Here is a 16,567-nt window from a genome sequence, read left to right as displayed (position 1 = left end):
GGGGCTCACAGCTTCGTCGTATATCACTCGTACACACACTGAGAGGGGGAGCAGCCGCAGTGACCAATATCCCCGAGACCGGCCGGACCCCACGGGTCCAGACCCGGCTCATCGTCATCCAGGTTCTCGTCCTCTCCCTCCTCGCCACGCTCGGCGGCCGGCTGTGGTACCTCCAGATCCGCGAGGGCGAGGCCTACGCCAAGGAGGCGTCCGGCAACCACGTCCAGCAGGTCGTCCAGCCCGCTGTACGCGGCTCGATCCTGGACGCGCGCGGCGTGCCGCTCGCCGACAACGAGACCCGGCTCGTGGTCTCCGCCTCCCGTACCGAACTGCTGAAGATGAAGGACGACGGCCAGGGCGTCCTCACCAAGCTGGCCGGTGTGCTGGGCATGCAGCCCAAGGAGGTCATGGCGAAGGTGCGGCTGTGCGACGCGCAGACGCCGCAGCCGTGCTGGAACGGCTCGCCGTACCAGCCGATCCCCATCACCGACGAGGCCACCCCGCGCCAGGCCCTGCAGATCCGTGAACGCGCCGAGGACTTCCCCGGCATCACCGCCGAACCGCAGGCCGTACGCCGCTACCCGAGCCCCGGCGAGGCCAACACCGCCCAGGTGCTCGGCTACCTCTCCCCGGTCACCGACGACGAGATCCAGCAGGCCAAGGACAGCGAATCGCCGTATCTGCGCTCCGACCAGGTCGGCCGGTCGGGCCTGGAGCGGCAGTACGACAAGGAGTTGCGCGGCAAGGCCGGCGTCACCCGCTACGAGGTCGACAACCTCGGCCGGGTCATCGGGCAGGCCGAGTCCGACGCCGCCGAGCCCGGCTCCAACCTGGTCACCAGTATCGATGCACGCGTGCAGCGGGTCGCCGAGTACGAGCTGAACGAGGCGATGAAGGCCGCCCGCAAGGAGTGGGACCGCAACACCAACGAGCGGTACAAGGCCGACTCCGGCGCCGTCGTGGTGATGGAGGCGAAGACCGGCCGCATCGTCGCCATGGCCTCCAACCCGACGTACGACCCCAACGCCTGGGTCGGCGGCATCTCCGCCAAGGACTACGCGAACCTCACCGGGAAGAAGTCCAACTACCCGCTGCTCAACCGGGCCATACAGGGTCAGGCCGCACCCGGCTCGATCTTCAAGGTGGTCTCCACCGCGGCCGCCGTCCAGGCCGGCTACGCCTTCGACGGCCGCTACAACTGCTCCAGCGCGTACTCGGTCGGCGGCCAGGTCTTCAAGAACTTCGAGTCCCAGAACCACGGCCCGATCGACCTCGGCCGCGCCCTCGAGGTCTCCTGCGACACTGTCTACTACCAGCTCGCCCACAGCGAGTGGAAGAAGGACGGCGGCATCAACCCCAAGGGCAAGCCGAAGGACTGGTTCTACAGGGCCGCCCACCAGTTCGGCCTCGGCAAGGAGACCGGTATCGACCTGCCCAACGAGGTCACCGGCCGGGTCCCCGACCGCCAGTGGAAGCAGCAGTACTGGGAGGCCAACAAGGACGCCTGGTGCAAGACGGGCAAGAAGGACGGCGACTACGTCGAGCAGATCGCCTACGAGAACTGCCTCGAGGGCAACAAGATGCGCGCCGGTGACGAGATCAACTACTCGATCGGCCAGGGTGACACCCTTGTGACGCCGATTCAGATGGCCACGGTCTACGCGGCCATCGCCAACGGTGGCACCCTGTACGACCCGACCGTCGGCAAGGCCGTCGTCAGTGCCGACGGCAAGCAGGTCTCGCAGATCGAGCCCGAGTCGCACGGCAGGCTGCCGGTCACCCGGCAGACGCTCGCGCAGATGGACAAGGCACTCGAGGGCGTCGCCACCCGCGGTACCGCCGCCTGGCGGTTCGCGGATGTCGGCTGGCCGCAGGACAAGATCCCGATGCACGCCAAGACCGGTACCGCGGAGGTCTACGGCAAGCAGACGACCTCGTGGTTCGCCACGTACACCGACGACTACGCGATCGTCATGACGATCTCCCAGGGTGGTACGGGTTCCGGCGCCTCGGGCCCGGCCGTGCGCAACATCTACGACGCGCTGTATGGCGTCTCCGACGACGGCACCATCAACAAGAAGAACGCCCTGCTGCCCACCCCGCAGAAGGCCCTGCCGAAGATCCACACGGACGGCTCGATCACCGCGCCGAAGATCTCCGAGGATCCGGCGAAGGAACAGCAGGCCAGCCAGAAGGCGCCCGAGGACGCCGACGGTGAGGTGCAGACCGCGGCCACCGTGCAGACGCCGACCACGGGCAATCGCGACACGCGCAGGCGGCAGGGCCGCAGGGGACGCCGGAGGATGCTCACATGACGGGCGCGAACAGCTTTCAGGTCTCCGGATACGGGCCCGAACGGGCCGGCTGGACACGGCTGTTCGCCCGTGACTCGCTGGCCCGGCGGCTCGACTGGCCGATACTGCTGGCCGCGATCGCGCTGTCGCTGATCGGCTCGGTCCTGGTGTACTCGGCGACCCGCAACCGCACCGAGATCAACCAGGGCGACCCGTACTACTTCCTGATCCGGCACCTGCTGAACACCGGCATCGGCTTCGCGCTGATGATCGGCACGGTCTGGCTCGGCCACCGGACACTGCGCACCGCCGTGCCGATCCTGTACGGCGCGTCGGTCTTCCTGGTGCTGCTGGTGCTCACCCCGCTGGGCACCACGGTCAACGGCGCCCACTCATGGATCCAGATCGGCGGCGGCTTCTCGCTCCAGCCGTCGGAGTTCGTGAAGGTCACGATCATCCTCGGCATGGCGATGCTGCTGGCGGCCCGGGTGGACGCGGGCGACCGGCAGCACCCCGACCACCGCACGGTCGTCCAGGCACTGGGCCTGGCCACCGTGCCGATGCTGATCGTGATGCTGATGCCCGACCTCGGGTCCGTCATGGTCATGGCCGTGATCGTGCTGGGCGTCCTGCTCGCGTCCGGCGCATCCAACCGGTGGGTGTTCGGGCTGCTGGGCGCGGGCACGATCGGTGCGATCGCCGTCTGGCAGCTGCACATCCTCGACGACTACCAGATCAACCGCTTCGCGGCCTTCGCCAACCCGGACCTCGACCCCGCGGGCGTCGGCTACAACACCAACCAGGCGCGCATCGCGATCGGTTCGGGCGGGCTGACCGGGTCGGGCCTGTTCCAGGGCTCGCAGACGACCGGACAGTTCGTGCCGGAACAGCAGACCGACTTCGTCTTCACCGTCGCCGGCGAGGAACTGGGCTTCCTCGGCGGCGGGCTCATCATCCTGCTGCTCGGCGTGGTGCTGTGGCGGGCATGCCGGATCGCCCTCGACTCCACCGAGTTGTACGGCACCACCGTCGCCGCCGGGATCGTGGCCTGGTTCGCCTTCCAGTCCTTCGAGAACATCGGCATGACGCTCGGCATCATGCCGGTGACCGGTCTGCCCCTGCCGTTCGTGTCGTACGGCGGTTCGTCGATGTTCGCGGTGTGGGTGGCGGTGGGACTGCTGCAGTCGATCCGGATACAACGCCCGTTGTCCGCGTGACGTTTCTCCCGTATTAACCCGGTGCTTGCTCTGCCGTCAGACCCCGACTCCCACTAGATTCAGGTCATGGCGGATACGAAGCGTGAGATCGAGCGCAAGTACGAGTCCGACGACAGCGGGCTGCCCGACCTGACCGGTGTCGCCGGGGTGGCGGCCGTCATCGACAAGGGCCTCGCCGAACTGGACGCCACCTACTACGACACCGCCGACCAGCGCCTGGCCGCGTCCTCGATCACCCTGCGCCGCCGCACCGGCGGCTCGGACGCCGGCTGGCATCTGAAGTTCCCGGTCGCGGCCGATGTACGGGACGAGATCCAGGCGCCGCTCTCCGACCAGGTGCCCTCCGCCCTGGCCGGGCTCGTCCGCTCCCGGGTACGCGACGCAGAGCTGGAGCCGCTGGTGCGGTTGCGGTCGGCCCGGGACGTACGCCATCTCGTGGACGCCGACGGACGACTGCTCGCCGAGGTCAGCGTGGACGCCGTACGAGCCGAACGGCTCACCGCACGCGGCGGCGCAGCGGAGTGGACCGAGATCGAGGTCGAGCTCGCCGACGGGGGTGACCCGGCGTTCCTCGACAAGGTCGACAAGCGGCTCCGCAAGGCCGGCGTGCGGCCCTCCCGGTCGGCGTCGAAGCTGGCCCGGGCCCTGGAGGAGACCGGCGGGAAGAAGAAGCGCCGGACGGCGGACCGCACCGCGCCCGTCACCGCCGGTGACCATGTCCTGGCGTATCTGCGGGCCCAGCGGGACGCCATCGTCGAGCTCGATCCGGCCGTACGCCGGGACGTGGAGGACTCGGTGCACCGCATGCGGGTCGCCACCCGGCGGATGCGCAGCACCTTCAGGACGTACCGGAAAGTCCTCGACCGTACCGTCACCGACCCCGTCGGCGAGGAACTGAAGTGGCTCGCGGGCGAGCTGGGCGCCGGCCGTGACCAGGAGGTGCTCGCCGAGCGGCTCACCGCCATCCTCGGGGAACTGCAGCCCGCCCTGGTCACCGCACCGGTGCGCGAGCGGCTGCACAGCTGGTCGCAGTCCCGGCGCGGAGACTCCCGGCGGCGGATCATCGACGTCCTCGACGGCCCGCGGTATCTGGCGCTGCTGGCCACGCTGGACGCCCTGATCACCGACCCGCCGCTGCGCAAGGGGGCGGCCGGAAAGCCGTCGAAGGTGGTCGCCGACGCCGTGCACGAGGCCTTCGACGCGGTGTCGGGGCTGGTCGAGCAGGGCCTCGCCACACCTCCCGGGCACGATCGCGACCTGGCGCTGCACGAGGCCCGCAAGAAGGCCAAGCGGGCCCGGTACGCGGCGGAGGCGGCGGTCCCTGCACTCGGCCGGCCGGCGTCCCTGCTGGTCTCGTCCATGAAGGAGCTGCAGGGCCTGCTCGGGGAGCACCAGGACAGCGTGATGAGCCGGGAGGCCCTCAAGGAGCTCGCCGACCAGGCACACGCTGCCGGGGAGAGCTCGTTCACGTACGGCGTGCTGTACGGCAGGGAGGAGCAGCGGGCCACGGCGGTGGAGGAGGAGCTGCCGGGAGCGTGGGAGCGGATGAAGGGCGGGGCGGGGGTCTGAGCGTACGGGCGAGGGGCCCGGCCGCGTTACGCTTGATGGTCACCCCTGTCAGCTCACGAAAGTCCCACGATGTCTGTCGAGTCGGTTTTCCCGCAGCTCGAAGCCCTGCTCCCGCATGTGCAGAAGCCGATCCAGTACGTCGGTGGAGAGCTCAACTCCACCGTCAAGGACTGGGACGCCTGTGATGTCCGCTGGGCGCTCATGTACCCGGACGCGTACGAGGTCGGTCTGCCCAACCAGGGCGTCATGATCCTCTACGAGGTCCTCAACGAGCGCGAGGGCGTCCTCGCCGAGCGGACCTACAGCGTGTGGCCGGACCTCGAGGCGCTGATGCGGGAGCACGGCGTCCCGCAGTTCACCGTGGACAGTCACCGGCCGGTGAAGGCCTTCGACGTGCTCGGCATCAGCTTCTCCACGGAGCTGGGCTACACGAACATGCTCACCGCCCTGGACCTCGCCGGCATCCCGCTGGAGGCGAAGGACCGCACCGTCGACGACCCGATCGTCATGGCCGGCGGCCACGCGGCCTTCAACCCCGAGCCGATCGCCGACTTCATCGACTGTGCGGTGATCGGCGACGGCGAGCAGGCCGTCCTGGAGGTCACCGAGCTCGTCCGCGCCTGGAAGGCCGAGGGCCGCCCGGGAGGCCGCGAGGAGCTGCTGTTCCGGCTGGCGAAGACCGGCGGGGTGTACGTCCCCGGTTTCTACGACGTCGAATACCTCCCCGACGGCCGGATCGCCCGCGTCGTACCGAACAAGTCGGGTGTCCCGTGGCGCGTGTCCAAGCACACCGTGATGGACCTCGACGAGTGGCCGTACCCCAAGCAGCCCCTCGTCCCGCTGGCCGAGACGGTCCACGAGCGGATGTCGGTGGAGATCTTCCGCGGCTGCACGCGTGGCTGCCGCTTCTGCCAGGCCGGCATGATCACCCGCCCGGTGCGCGAGCGCTCCATCACGGGCATCGGCGAGATGGTCGACAAGGGCCTGAAGGCGACCGGCTTCGAGGAGGTCGGCCTGCTGTCGCTGTCCTCCGCGGACCACAGCGAGATCGGCGACATCGCCAAGGGCCTTGCCGACCGCTACGAGGAGGACAAGATCGGCCTGTCCCTCCCGTCGACCCGCGTGGACGCCTTCAACATCGACCTGGCGAACGAGCTGACCCGCAACGGCCGCCGCTCCGGTCTGACCTTCGCCCCGGAGGGCGGCTCGGAACGCATCCGCAAGGTCATCAACAAGATGGTCTCGGAAGAAGACCTCATCCGGACCGTCGCCACGGCGTACGGCAACGGCTGGCGCCAGGTGAAGCTGTACTTCATGTGCGGTCTGCCGACCGAGACCGACGAGGACGTGCTGCAGATCGCCGACATGGCGACGAAGGTGATCGCGAAGGGCCGCGAGGTCTCCCGCTCGAACGACATCCGCTGCACGGTCTCGATCGGCGGGTTCGTCCCGAAGCCCCACACCCCGTTCCAGTGGGCGCCGCAGCTGTCCGCGGAGGAGACCGACACCCGCCTGGAGAAGCTCCGCGACAAGATCCGCGGCGACAAGAAGTACGGCCGCTCCATCGGCTTCCGCTACCACGACGGCAAGCCCGGCATCGTCGAGGGCCTGCTGTCGCGGGGTGACCGGCGGGTGGGCGCGATCATCCGCGCGGTCTACGACGACGGCGGCCGCTTCGACGGCTGGCGCGAGCACTTCTCCTACGACCGCTGGATGAACTGCGCGGAGAAGGCGCTGGCCCCCTTCGGCGTCGACGTCGACTGGTACACCACGCGCGAGCGCACCTACGAGGAGGTCCTGCCCTGGGACCACCTGGATTCGGGGCTGGACAAGGACTGGCTGTGGGAGGACTGGCAGGACGCCCTCGACGAGACGGAGGTCGAGGACTGCCGGTGGACGCCCTGCTTCGACTGTGGGGTGTGTCCGCAGATGGATACTTCTATACAAATCGGGCCGACCGGGAAGAAGCTGCTGCCTCTTGCGGTCAAGAACGCGGCCCCTGCTCCTAGCGGGCACTCGCACTGAGGTGAGCGAGGCACTCGTTCGGGTGATTGCCCGGCTGTGACAGCGGCCGGGCTCAGCCCCGTCGGCCGGCCGAGGTACCCCTGGGCCGGCAGCAGCCCTCCCGGCCGCACACATGGCGGCGCAGCGCCCACACGGCGACGGGAGCTCCCGCTCCCGTCAGGACAGTTCGCGAGTGGCGCTGAACAGACCCGCCGCGAACCCGGAGATATGACCGGGTGACGATTCCAGGGCCCGGGTCGTCAGGGGGAGAGCGAGGGCGGATCCCACGCCGACGGTCACCAGCCCGGGCAGCAGGTCGGCGAGACCGCCGCGCAGGCTGCCTGAACTGGGCGGTGTAGAAATACACGCCGCTTACTCCCAGCCCCCACAGCAGCTGGGCGATGAGTCCCCCGGTGAAGGGATGTTTACCGAACAGCGTCCGCAGAGCCGGACTCGGGTGGTATGTCACCGCAATTGAGACGCCCATTGCTCCGGTCGCGGCAACAGCGCCGGCGACGACGACTCTCGGTTTTGTGAATCCATACGTGGGCCCTTCGATCAGGGCATGGATGATGGCCGCGAGCGAAAGGCAGGCCAGCGCGACAGGCGCAGCACGCGGACCCGGCAGTGAACACGGTGAGATCAGTCGACAGCGACCAGCGCCGGCCCTTGGCATCGGTCGGATGACCGCCCAGCAGCAGGAAGCTTGCGAGTGCCAGCGGATAGACGGCCGCCACCCACTTCAAGTCCGTTTCGGCCAAGCCCAGTTCTGCGCGCATCTGCGGCAGCGCGATATTGGGCTATGGGCGGCGCCGCACTGTAAGCCATGCCTAATCGCGAAGTACCTGGTCCGCGCTCCGCTGTCGGCGTGTCACCGGAGGTGGAGGACGGCACCGTGTTTCGCTGTTGCCTGCTGCTTCCCCATTTGAATGAAGGTCGGTGACTCGGTGTCATCACCAATGACGGATACACTCAGCCACTGTCTGGCCAATGCAGCGGCTGCCCAACCCGATGAAACTGCTTTCACCTTCGTTGATTACAGCACCGACATGGGGGGAGTCGCTCGCACGCTGACGTGGAGGCAGCTCGAGGGCCGGGTACGCCTGGCCGCAGCCGGCCTGCGCCACGCCGGGGCGGTGGGCGAGAGAGTGGCCGTCGTCGCACCGCAGAGCCTGGACTACGTCGTCGCTTTCCTTGCCGCCGCGTGCGCGGGCTGTGTCGCCGTCCCGCTGTTCCCTCCGTCCCTGCCCGGCCACGAGGACAAGCTCGTGGCCGTGCTCCGGGACGCCGCCACGATGTTCGCGGTCACCACCGAAGGCCAGCGGGCCTTCTTCACGGAATTCTGCGCCACGCGCGGCCTCTCCTCCGGCCTGCGGGTCATCACCGAACGTCAACTACGGGAGACGGCGGCGCATGCAGATGAGACAGGCCGGCCGCGGCATCCCCGTCCCGAGGACACGGCTTACCTGCAGTACACCTCAGGGTCGACACGCACCCCGTCCGGCGTGGAGATCACGCATGCAGGCGTCTGTGCCAACGCACGCCAGGCGCTGGAGGCCTACGAACTCCGCACAGGCCGCAACTGCACCGTGGGATGGTTGCCGCTCTACCACGACATGGGCCTGGTGCTGGCGGTCGCCATGCCGATCGTCGGATGCGTCCCTTCCGTACTCATGGACCCTCTGGCCTTCATCCAGCAGCCGGTGCGCTGGCTGCGCCTTCTGACCCGGCACCCCGGAGCCCTCACCGCCGCACCGAACTTCGCCTACGACTACTGCGTCCGGCGCGTCCAGGGCGAGGAACGCACGGAGCTGGCGCTGGGATCCGTCACCGCCATGGTCAACGGCAGCGAACCCGTCAGGGCCCGGACGCTGGAGCGGTTCCAGACAGCCTTCGCGCCTGTCGGCATGGTTCGGACCATCCTGCGGCCGTCGTACGGGCTGGCGGAGGCGACCGTGTTCGTCAGCGCTTCTCCGGCGGGAGAGGAACCGACCGTCACCTCCTTCGACCGGGACGCCCTCGGGCTGGGGGTCGCCCGCGTCGCGGAGCCGGCCGACGGCGCGGCCGTGGCCGAACTCGTGGCTTGCGGCCGCCCGGTCGGCCAGGAGCTCGCGATCGTCGACCCTGTCACGAGCCAACTCCAGGAAGACGGCCGGGTCGGAGAGATCTGGCTTCGCGGTCCCAACATCGGGCGCGGCTACTGGGGTCGTTCCGAGCAGAGTGAAGCCACCTTCCGCGCCACTGTGCACGGCGACGACCCGAGCGACCCGGCGAATCACTGGCTGCGCACCGGGGACCTCGGCATGTGGCACGGCAAACAGCTCTACGTCACCGGACGCCTCAAGGACCTGGTGATCATCGACGGGACGAACCACTACCCGCACGACATCGAAGAGACGGTCCAGGACGCGCACCCGGCCATCCGGCCCCACCACGTCGCCGCGTTCGCCGTGGACACCGGCGACGGGGAGCGCCTCGTCGCCGTCGCCGAGCACCGCCCCGACGTCACGGACCCCGGCCCTCTCATCGACGAGGTGACACGTTCCGTACGCGCGGCGGTAGCCACCGGGCACGGCGTCTCCGTCCACGACTTCGTCCTGGCCGCGCCGGGCACCGTCCCGCACACCACCAGCGGAAAGGTCGCCCGCACCGCATGCCGCGAGCGATACATGGCGGGTGCCTGGACGGCGGACACGCACGCCCAGGAAAGGACCGGCAGCGTATGACGGCTCACCCGGAGGGTCAGACGGGGCCGGGCGCGGAAGCTGCCGCCGTATCCGGGCGCACTCCGGCTCAGGCCACGCAGATGCGTGCGATGCTGCGCCGGCTCGTCACGGAAGTCTGCGGCATCCCCGCCGCGGACGTCGACGAGGCCCGCCCCTTGGCCGAGTACGGCCTGACCTCCCGTGACGCCGTCGCCCTGACCGGGCATCTGGAACGGCTGCTGGACCGGTCGTTGCCGACGACGCTGCTGTGGGAGAACCCGACCATCGAGCGACTCGCCGCTGCCCTGGCCACCACCCAGCCCCGTGAGCCGGGGACCTGGGCTGGGGCAGCGGAGCCGACCGAGTCCCGCCCCGTCGCGGTCCGCGCCGAGACCGGCGGCGACAGCGGCGACGCCTGTGCGGCCCCCCACGCCATCGCCGTCATCGGCATCGGTTGCCGCCTTCCCGGCACGATCAACGGACCGGACAACTTCTGGAAGCGTCTGCTGGCCGCCGCGGACGTCGTGGGCCGCGTCCCCGGCAGACGCTGGCGGGACTTCTCCGCCGGCCCCGGCGGCGCCGCACTCCTCGAACGCACCACCCGATGGGGTGCGTTCCTCGAGGACATCGAGGCTTTCGACGCGGACCACTTCGGCATCACCCCGCGCGAAGCCGAGGTCATGGACCCGCAGCAGCGTCTCCTGCTGGAAGTCGCCTGCGAGTCCCTCGACCACGCGGGAACGCCCGCCCACGTGCTCCAGGGCAGCAACACCGGGGTCTTCGTGGGCCTCAGCTCCCTCGAGTACGGCCATCTCACCACCGCGGACCCCGCCTTGCTCACCCCTTGGACCAGCACGGGTGCCGCGGGAAGCATCGCCGCGAACCGCCTGTCCTACCTGTTCGACCTGCACGGCCCGAGCATGACCATCGACACGGCCTGCTCGTCCTCCCTGGTGGCCGTGCACCAGGCATGCCGCAGCCTGCGCAACGGCGAATGCGACACCGCACTCGCGGCAGGAGTCAACGTTCTGCTCTCGCCGGCCGTTACCGCCTCCTTCCAACAGGCCGGCGCGCTCGCGGCGGACGGACGCTGCAAACCCTTCGACGCGGCAGCCGACGGCATCACCCGGGGCGAGGGCTGCGGCGTCGTCGTACTGAAACGGCTCGCCGACGCCCAACGCGACGGCGACAGGATCCTCGCCGTCATCAAGGGAACAGCGGTCAACTCGGACGGCCGCTCCGCCGGCCTGATGGCCCCGAACCCCAAGGCCCAGGAGACCCTCCTGCGCAGCGCGCTCAGCGATGCGCAGGCCGGGGCCGCCGACATCGACTACGTCGAGACACACGGAACCGGCACCCTCCTGGGAGATCCCATGGAGGCAGGCGCCCTCGGTGCCGTCCTCGGCAGCGGCCGACCAGCCGACCAGCCGCTCCTCATCGGATCCGTCAAGAGCAACCTGGGCCACCTGGAAGGCGCCGCCGGCATCGTCGGCCTCATCAAGACCGTGCTCGCGCTCCACCACGGCCGGATCCCTCCGAGCCTGCACTTCCGGGAACCCAACCCGCACATCGACTTCACCAGGCTGCGGCTGCGCATCGTCACGCAGCCCACCCCCTGGCCGAACCGGGACGACGGCCCCGCCCGGGCCGGCGTATCCGCCTTCGGTTTCGGCGGCACCAACGCGCACGTCATCCTCGAACAGGCACCCACGCCATCCCCGGGCACCCCCACATCCCGGCAGCCCGCCCATGGCCGCGACTCCGGCGCGGACATCCCGTACGTCCTCGTCGTCTCCGCCCGGAGCAGGGGCCGCATCGCCGACGTGGCTGCCGGCCTGGCCCGATGGACGGCAGCGGAGGACGCACCCGTACTGGCCGACATCGCCCATACCCTCGCCCGCCACCGCAGAGGACCGGCGTGCGCCGCCGTCGTGGCGCGCACCCACCAGGAGGCGACCGACCGACTGGCGGCCCTCGCACGCGATGAGGAAGTCCCCGGCGTCGTCGCCCCCTGCGCCGACAACCCCGCGGCGCGGTCGTCCGGCACGCGCCACCCGGTCTTCGTCTTCTCCGGGTACGGCTCCCAATGGCAGGGCATGGGACAGCACCTGCTCCGGCACGACCCACTGTTCGCCGCCGCTGTCGACGAGCTGGACCCGGTCTACACCGTGCACGCGGGCATCTCCCTGCGGGACATGCTCGCCCGAACCGAGCCCGACACCGGCGTCGACCACACCCAGCCCCTGCTCTTCGGTGTGCAACTCGCTCTGGCCCGCACCCTGCGCGCCTACGGAGTACAACCGGCCGCCGTCATCGGCCACTCGATGGGGGAAGTCGGCGCAGCCGTCGTCGCGGGAGCCCTCGAGGACTCCGAGGGCCTGCACATCATCCTCCACCGCTCGGCGGAACTCGCCGCCATCGACGCCGAACGCGCCGGTGCGATGGGCGCCGTCGAACTGCCCGAGACGGAGCGAGCGGAGGTCCTTGCGCGATTCCCCGGTGTCGAGGTCGCCGTTCACTCCTCGCCCCGCAGATGCACCGTCGCGGGACCGGCACAAGCGGTGCGGCGCCTGGTCGAGGAGCTGACCGAACAGGGCACTCTCGCCCGCCTGCTCGACGTCGGCGGTGCCGGACACTCCGCGGCGGTCGACCCGGTCGTACCCAGGCTGCGCGAGCTTCTGGAAACGCTGCATCCCCGCACCCCGGAGGCGGCCTGGTACAGCACCGTGCTCGACGACCCCCGGGCCGGCGTCCACGCGGACGCCGAGTACTGGTGCGCCAACGTCAGGCGCCCCGTACGCCTCCAGCAGGCGGTGGCCGCTGCCGCAGCCGACGGACACGACCTCTTCCTGGAGATCTCACCCCACCCCATCGCTCTCATCCCCCTGAGTGAAACACTGCAGGTGGCGGCGTCCACGCCCGAAGTCGCGGTGATCGGGACTCTGCGCAAGAACGGCGACGACGCTGTCGACCTGCGTGCCGCTCTCGCCCGGCTACACCTGGCCGGCGTGCCCGTGGACGAGCGAAAGCTCTGGCCCGACGGCCGACGGACCCCACTTCCCACCCCCGCGTGGCGCCACGAACGCTACTGGATCAGCCGCCGGGGTCCCGCCGCCCACGTGGGCCACCCCCTGCTGGGCCTGCGGACCGACGACCCCCGGACGGGCGCCGTCCTCTGGCAGGCGGACCTCGGCACCGACCGGGCGCAGCGCTCACGGCGAGGCCCGCACGGCCGCTCGGTCCTCACCCTCCCCGCCTCCGCAGCCCTCATGATCGCGGCAGCCCGGGACATCCACGGGCACGACGACATCGGCCACCTGCGGATCGAGGACCTGACGATCCATCAGTGGCTGCCGCTCGCCGGCAGCACCCCCGTCACCATCGTCTGGGAGCCCGCCACCCCCCACGCGGCCGTCACCATCAACGCCCGCGGCGCCGACGGCACCTGGCGCTGCCACGCCTCGGCACGGGTGCACACCGGCCCTGCGCGCTCCGACGACGACACGCGCGCCACACCACCGGTCAGAGTCACCGACTGGACCTCCGCCGCGCACGAGGAGCCCTCACCACAACCACCGGACCACGAAGAACTTCTCACCGCGATGCTGTACGCGCCGGCCGAGTCCCCCGCGGCGGAGCCCGGCAGCGACACCGTCCACACGGCTCCCGACGCCGCCGAGGCCGTGCCGACCGCCCTGCGATCCCTGCAGCTTCACGGCCTCACCGTGGAGGACGCCCCGTACCGAATCGAGTGCTTCCCCGACGGGACCGGCCACCACTGGGACATCGCGGCGTGCGCGCCACAGACACGGATCACCGCACAGGGAGTGGAACTACGGCCCACAGAGCGCCGCGACGTGCCCCAGCCCCTCGAAGCATTCACCTACGACATCCAGTGGCAGAAGGCCCCCCTGCCGGTTCCGCGCCCGCTCGACCGGGTCCTGTTGCTGACCGACGAGCCCGACAGCAGCGCAGGCAGCCTGCCCGCCGCCCTGAGCGCGGCTCTTGAGGCGAAGAAGGTCCGGGTGACCGCCGCATCCTGGACCACGGACACCGACCAGCTGCTCGACAACTGGCTGAAGGACGCCGCACAGGACACTCCTGGTGCCGTCGTCCTGCTGCTGACCCGGCCCGCCGCCTCCCGCGAGGACGCCGAGGCATTGCAGGCAGCCGCACGCCTTGCACGACGCCTTGCCTCCAGCCCGCCCGGACAGCACATTCCCCGGCTCTGGCTGGTCACCGTGCAGGCGCAGGCCATGGCACTCGGAGAACCCGGCGAGCCGGGCGCGGCGTGCCTGCGCGGTCTCGTCCGCGTACTGGCCCTCGAGCAGCCCGCCCTGAGGGCCAGTCTGGTCGACATCGACACCCAGCCCGGCGCTGTCGACGACCTCGCGTCGGAACTGCTCGGGGACAGCGCCGACGACGAGGTCGCCTGGAGAGCGGGCACCCGCCTCGTCGCCCGCCTGGCCCGCGCCGATCTGACCGGGCAGCAGTACGAGGCACCGTTCGTCCGCCGTGACGGCGCCTACCTGATCACCGGCGGCCTGACCGGACTCGGCCTGGCCACCGCCCGTCGGCTTGCCGAACGGGGAGCCGGCCGCCTGGTCCTCAACGGAAGACGGCCCCCCGGACCCGAGACCCAGTCGGTCATCGCCCAGTTCCAGGCCGCTCACGGCACATCCGTCGAGGTCGTGCAAGGAGACATCGCCGACCCTGAAGTCGCACCGCTCTTGGTGCAGGCCGCCCTCGGCGAGGGGCACGTGCTGCGCGGTGTCGCCCACTGCGCCGGAGTCCTCCACGACCGCATGATCACGGACCTCGAGGCCTCCGACATCGACACCGTGCTGCGGCCCAAGGTTCTCGGCGCGCTCCACCTCGAAGCCGCCACCGCGACCCACCAGATCGACTGGTGGGTGTCCTACAGCTCCGCCGCGGCACTTCTGGGCTCTCCCGGCCAGGCCGCCTACGCCGCCGCCAACGCCTGGCTGGACGCGTTGGCGCACCGGCGCAGAGCGGAGGGCCTGCCCGCCGCCTCGATCGCTTGGGGACCCTGGAGCGAAGCCGGTGCCGCGCCAGCCAATCCGGCTCTGGCCCTCGACCCGATCACGCCGCCCGAGGGACTGGACGCTCTGCAGGTGCTGGTCGTGCACAACCGGGCGCACACCGGCGTCGTCCATCTCGATGCCCTGCGGGTGCTGGAGGCCTTCCCGGGCCTGTCGGACATCCCCTACTTCGCGGACAGCCTGCGGGCGGCCGGCTCCCAGGCGGACGACTGGGCCGGCCCCCCCGGGATCGAGGCCCTCGGGGACGCCGCCGCGGACAAGGTGTACGAGCGCCTGGTCAAACGCACCGCGGCCATCATGGGATTCGGTGTGCGGGACCTCGACGACGCGGTCCCCCTGATCCACCTGGGCCTCGACTCGCTGATGACGGTGCGGATCCGCAACGCGGCCCGGCAGGACTTCGCCGTCGACCTTCCCGTGAACTTCATGCTGCGCGGTGCGACGCTGCGGCAGGTCGGCGACACCGTACTGGAGAGTCTCGGGCTGAAACCGGGCACAACGGACACGGCTGCCTCACGGAGTCCATCCGAAACCGGCTTCCTACCGGCAGCGGCACAGCCTCCCGCCCCCGACCTGCCCAACTCGATCCAGCCGCGCGATGCTGCCGAGCGCCTGGTGGCCGGTGTCTGGGCGGAAGTTCTGGGGCACCGTCCCGCCGATGTCCGCGTCGACTTCGTCGCTGACGGTGGTGATCAGCGGGCAGCGGAGGCGCTCGTCGATGCCGTCCGCGGCCGCCTGGGCGATGCCGAGCCGGCCCTCACGGCCGAGGCGGTACTCGACCAGCGCACGGTTTCCGCCATCGCGGAACTGATCCGGCCCATGGTGAACCCGCAGGGCGAGTCCGCGGTCACCGTCCTTCGTCCGCCGCGGGCCGGCTCCCGGCGGCTTCCGCTGTTCACCTTCCACCCCGCGGGCGGCCCCACATCGGTCTACCTGCCCCTCAGCCAGCTCCTGCCGGCCGACCAGGCCGTGTACGGGATGGAGCGGCTGGACGCGGTCGCCTCGATGGAGGACAAGGCCGCCCACTACCTCACCCTGATCCGGGACATCCAGCCGGAGGGGCCGTATCAGCTCCTCGGCTGGTCCTTCGGTGGCTGCCTGGCCTACGAGACGGCCCGCCAACTCGAAGAAGGTGGCCAAAGTGTCACCTTCCTCGGACTGATCGACACCATCCTGCCCGCCGCCCTTCCGGACCTGGACTCACAGGGCCTCCTGCTCGAACGCTTCGCACGGTTCGCCGAGTACATCGAGAAGACGTACGGGCATCGCCTGGAGCTGCCCTGGGACGAACTCGTGGCCACCCCCGAGGACCGGCAGATCGATGTGATCATGCGCCTTGTGGCCGAGGCCGGCCTCGACATGAGCCCCGGGATCATGGAGCACCAGCGCACGTCGTACGTCGATGCACGCGTCGGTGAGCGTTACGTGCCCCGCCCCTACGACGGCCATGTCGTGCTCTACCGCGCCCGACAGACCCAGCCGCTCACGACGGCCCTCGACCCGCGCTACCTGCGGTCGGAGGCCGACCTCGGCTGGGCGCCCCTGTGCCCGTCCCTCGAGATCGTCCCCGTCGAGGGCGACCACCTGTCCCTCATCGATCCTCCCCACGTCGCCACCATCGCCCGGCACCTCTCCAGGGCTCTCCAGTGGCACGACCCCGACGCCGCAGCATCCGAACCCCACGACCGGACGCCGCCGCATTCCCTGTAGTGCGG

General features: G+C 70.2%; 6 protein-coding genes. All 6 read left to right on the top strand.

Annotated elements, in window-relative coordinates; genetic code table 11:
* Positions 1–59: 59 nt before the first annotated feature.
* The 6 genes from mrdA (at position 60) to ACTWQJ_RS02960 (ending at position 16,562) form a co-directional block, all read left to right on the top strand.
* Entirely contained in the window at positions 60–2,315 is a 2,256-nt protein-coding gene (gene mrdA, locus ACTWQJ_RS02985; protein WP_443305050.1) for a penicillin-binding protein 2, read from the top strand.
* A complete protein-coding gene (rodA, locus tag ACTWQJ_RS02980) occupies positions 2,312–3,511 on the top strand; it encodes a rod shape-determining protein RodA (RefSeq protein WP_443305049.1) in 1,200 nt (399 codons plus the stop codon). The genes mrdA and rodA overlap by 4 nt, the downstream gene beginning before the upstream one ends.
* 66 nt (positions 3,512–3,577) lie before the next feature.
* On the top strand, positions 3,578–5,080 hold the full coding sequence (locus ACTWQJ_RS02975) for a CYTH and CHAD domain-containing protein (RefSeq protein ID WP_443305048.1): 1,503 nt from the start codon (positions 3,578–3,580) through the stop codon (positions 5,078–5,080).
* Between the two features lie 69 nt (positions 5,081–5,149).
* Positions 5,150–7,105, top strand: coding sequence for a TIGR03960 family B12-binding radical SAM protein (locus ACTWQJ_RS02970; RefSeq protein WP_443305047.1), 1,956 nt, complete (start codon positions 5,150–5,152; stop codon positions 7,103–7,105).
* Between the two features lie 908 nt (positions 7,106–8,013).
* On the top strand, positions 8,014–9,810 hold the full coding sequence (locus ACTWQJ_RS02965; protein ID WP_443305046.1) for a fatty acyl-AMP ligase: 1,797 nt from the start codon (positions 8,014–8,016) through the stop codon (positions 9,808–9,810).
* Complete coding sequence (locus tag ACTWQJ_RS02960) at positions 9,807–16,562, top strand: SDR family NAD(P)-dependent oxidoreductase (protein ID WP_443305045.1); 6,756 nt, start codon at positions 9,807–9,809, stop codon at positions 16,560–16,562. The genes ACTWQJ_RS02965 and ACTWQJ_RS02960 overlap by 4 nt, the downstream gene beginning before the upstream one ends.
* Positions 16,563–16,567: the final 5 nt, after the last annotated feature.

This window comes from Streptomyces sp. KR55 (assembly GCF_052245645.1).
GTDB classification, from domain to species: Bacteria; Actinomycetota; Actinomycetes; order Streptomycetales; family Streptomycetaceae; genus Streptomyces; species Streptomyces flavusporus.
The sequence above is the reverse complement of the archived record's forward strand: the minus strand, read 5'-3'. Positions and strand labels throughout refer to the sequence as shown.

Bases quoted from the DNA above. Each gene is read 5' to 3' on its own strand.
- rodA (WP_443305049.1), top strand. From the start codon at position 2,312: ATGACGGGCGCGAACAGCTTTCAGGTCTCCGGATACGGGCCCGAACGG.
- ACTWQJ_RS02970 (WP_443305047.1), top strand. From the start codon at position 5,150: ATGTCTGTCGAGTCGGTTTTCCCGCAGCTCGAAGCCCTGCTCCCGCAT.
- ACTWQJ_RS02965 (WP_443305046.1), top strand. From the start codon at position 8,014: ATGAAGGTCGGTGACTCGGTGTCATCACCAATGACGGATACACTCAGC.
- ACTWQJ_RS02975 (WP_443305048.1), top strand. From the start codon at position 3,578: ATGGCGGATACGAAGCGTGAGATCGAGCGCAAGTACGAGTCCGACGAC.
- ACTWQJ_RS02960 (WP_443305045.1), top strand. From the start codon at position 9,807: ATGACGGCTCACCCGGAGGGTCAGACGGGGCCGGGCGCGGAAGCTGCC.